Origin of the sequence: Vibrio sp. 1727 (genome assembly GCF_033344415.1) — a bacterium.
In the GTDB taxonomy this organism is placed as follows: Bacteria; Pseudomonadota; Gammaproteobacteria; order Enterobacterales; family Vibrionaceae; genus Vibrio; species Vibrio alginolyticus.
Genome location: NZ_JAWPOT010000701.1, coordinates 1 through 509, shown reverse-complemented (window position 1 = coordinate 509; position 509 = coordinate 1). Strand labels below are relative to the sequence as shown.

The window sequence follows — 509 nt, the reverse complement described above, 5'->3', positions numbered from 1 at the left end:
AGCGTACACGAATAATACTGGGAACAACTTGGCAGCAAAACAGAACCAAGAAGTCAAAACCGATTCACGTTTGAATGGTGGATTTTGGCTATTGCCTCTACTACTACTGCCTACCGTTTTCCTGTTCCGCCGTGGTGTAATTTGGGTATTTGTCGCTGCGCTGCTTCCAATGACTTGGACACCAGACGCACAAGCCAACCCGTTCTTAAATGCCGATCAGCAAGCGGCTAATCTCTATAAACAGGGAGAATATGAACAAGCCAAAAACCTGTTCACTGACCCAAGTTGGCAAGGCGCGGCAAGTTACCAAACTGGCGATTACGAAGCGGCCATTAAAGCGTTTTCAAATGACCAATCACAAACCGGCCGCTATAACCTAGCTAACGCGTTGGCACAAAATGGACAGTTAGAAGAGGCCGATAAACAATACAAAAAGCTGCTTAAAGAAAATCCTGATTTTGAAGCAGCGAAGAAAAACCTGTCGGTTGTGGAGGAGAAACTGAAGAAGC

At 45.8% G+C, this 509-nt stretch carries 1 protein-coding gene; it reads left to right on the top strand.

The window, feature by feature from the left end; genetic code table 11:
- Positions 1 to 509, top strand: a 509-nt coding sequence (locus tag R8O10_RS27705) for a tetratricopeptide repeat protein (protein ID WP_318192293.1), incomplete at both ends; no start/stop codon positions are given.